Origin of the sequence: Candidatus Pelagibacter communis (assembly GCF_001179965.1) — a bacterium.
Lineage (GTDB): Bacteria > Pseudomonadota > Alphaproteobacteria > Pelagibacterales > Pelagibacteraceae > Pelagibacter.
The window spans coordinates 1-2,035 of sequence record NZ_CVSH01000020.1; the positions used below are offsets into that span (position 1 = coordinate 1).

Below are 2,035 nucleotides of genomic sequence, written 5' to 3' on the forward strand. Positions count from 1 at the left end.
CTCAATTAAGAGCTTTTGCCGAAGTTTATGCTTGCGAAGATGCTAAGGATAAGTTTATAAGTGATTTTGTTAACGCTTGGACAAAAGTGATGAATTTAGATCGTTTTGATTTAAGGTAATAAAATAGGGTAATAAAAAATGGTTCAAGTTAGTTTCGAAGACTTCTTTAAAGTTCCTGACCTAAAATTTGATATTTCAAGGTTAAGAAAAGATTTAGAGTCAATTTTAGAGAAGAAAAATTTTAATTCATTGGGAATAAGTCATTTTGGTGCCATACCAATTAATAGAATTCCAAACGATAATGATTCAGTAGAGGGTCATAACGTTAGAGGTAAATATTGGACCATAGCAGACGAATCTGGAAAAGTGGTTTCAAGAGATATAGCTATTGATGAGTCAAAATATACAGAACTTATGCCAGAATTTGAAAATACTTATTTTAAAGAAGTTTATGAAACTTTAAAAAGTAAATTTAAGTTAGGTAGAGTAAGGTTACTCTTGAAAGAGCCTAGATCTACTTTAAGCTGGCATAAAGATCCAGAACCTAGGTTGCATATACCAATAATTACTAACAAAGGTTGCTCTATGGTAATAGAAAATGTAGCCAAACATTTACCAGCAGATGGGCACGTTACTATAACGAATAATACAAAATTTCATAATTTTTTTAACGGTGGAGAACAAGCAAGAATTCATTTAGTTGCATGTGTATTAGAAAATCCTTTTAAAAAAAATAATGACAGAAATCACTAAAGGTTTATTCGGGGCCTCAAAAGAAATATTTGAAAATAACAAAGGTTCACTTCTTAGAACTGTTATCTACACAATCGGACACTTTGCTATAGCAATAACAGTATTAATGTTGGTAGCGGATGTAACATTTATGATTGCATTAACAGATGCTATAGTTGAACCAATAGCAAATTCAGTCTGGTACTTTATTTTAGACAAGTGGTGGGCGAGTAAATCCAAAAAATAATTTTTTGCGAATGATTATCATTAGTTTAAAAAGTTGTTAATATAATATTTTTTTTTGATAACAATTATCATTATCACAGAAAAAAGTTGAAATAATTTTTTTAATTTTTTATTCTTAAATCATGGAAATACAAAACTATAATTGTAAAAAATGTGGACTTACAATCGCATCTAAATGTTCTAAATGTGATAGAACAGTTGATGTGAAAGTTTTAAATGATGGTTGTATTGTTCAAGTTACAAAATGTGGAGATTGTGCGAACATACCTGTTATTAAAGACGTTTGTTCACAGCAAGAGTAACTAATTAATACCCCAAACATTTTTAGTATTTAACCAACCAGTATAATTGTTGGTTTTTACTTTACACCAATTTTGTTTGCACTTTTTAACAAGGACCAACACCCCCTTTTCAATTCTTACTAATGGCTTTGAGTAATAGCTATCTTTTTTAAAAAGAACTTTATTCTCTAAAATCACAAGAGACTTTGGAGACTTTAATTGAGAAATGTGTATCCACCCCCCATTATTCTTATGATCAATAATTTTTCTAAAATTTTCTTTTTTATCAATAACCTTTAAAGGTAGATATTTTTTTTTGTAAATAAACTTAATTTGATCATCTTTACTTGGCCCATACCTTACATTTACTTCATTATACTTAAGCATTAAAAAGTAATCACTTTCTTGTGCAAAAACATTTATATGAAGGTTAAAAAATATAATAAGTAAGAAAATTTTTAGCATATACAATTTTTTTTCTTTTCAAATTTTACTTTTCTAAATTTTAGATCTTTTAAGTTCAAAATTAAAATATTTGAACTTAAGTTTTTTCCTACATGACAGATTTTTTTTATTGCTTCAATTGCTTGTAAATTTCCAACAACACCAGCCACAGGACCTAAAATACCATCAGACTCACAATTTAATACATCATCCGGAGGTAGTTCTTGGTAAAAGCATTTTAAACAAGGTTCGTTTTTATTCTTAAAATCAAATGTAAAAATATGGCCATCAAATCTGCTGATAGATCCAGATATAAAAAATTTTTTTAATTT

5 protein-coding genes are annotated in these 2,035 nt (G+C 28.1%); 3 read left to right on the top strand and 2 right to left on the bottom strand.

Features of this window, described 5'->3' with window-relative positions; all coding sequences use genetic code 11:
- Positions 1-138 precede the first annotated feature (138 nt).
- From AMN73_RS00690 to AMN73_RS00700, 3 genes are all read left to right on the top strand, one after another.
- Positions 139-753, top strand: a complete 615-nt coding sequence (locus AMN73_RS00690; RefSeq protein ID WP_075534396.1) for an aspartyl/asparaginyl beta-hydroxylase domain-containing protein — start codon at positions 139-141, stop codon at positions 751-753.
- Positions 737-979 (top strand): DUF2061 domain-containing protein, encoded by a 243-nt coding sequence (locus AMN73_RS00695; RefSeq protein WP_075534397.1) that lies wholly within the window; start codon positions 737-739, stop codon positions 977-979. The genes AMN73_RS00690 and AMN73_RS00695 overlap by 17 nt, the downstream gene beginning before the upstream one ends.
- Before the next feature lie 121 nt (positions 980-1,100).
- Complete coding sequence (locus AMN73_RS00700; protein WP_075534398.1) at positions 1,101-1,280, top strand: hypothetical protein; 180 nt, start codon at positions 1,101-1,103, stop codon at positions 1,278-1,280.
- On the opposite strand, the gene AMN73_RS00705 is transcribed toward AMN73_RS00700, so the two are convergent.
- Positions 1,281-1,646, bottom strand: a complete 366-nt coding sequence (locus AMN73_RS00705) for an SH3 domain-containing protein (RefSeq protein WP_256997809.1) — start codon at positions 1,644-1,646, stop codon at positions 1,281-1,283.
- Between the two features lie 71 nt (positions 1,647-1,717).
- Positions 1,718-2,035, bottom strand: a 318-nt coding sequence (locus AMN73_RS00710) for a ThiF family adenylyltransferase (RefSeq protein ID WP_179850063.1), incomplete at its 5' end; no start/stop codon positions are given.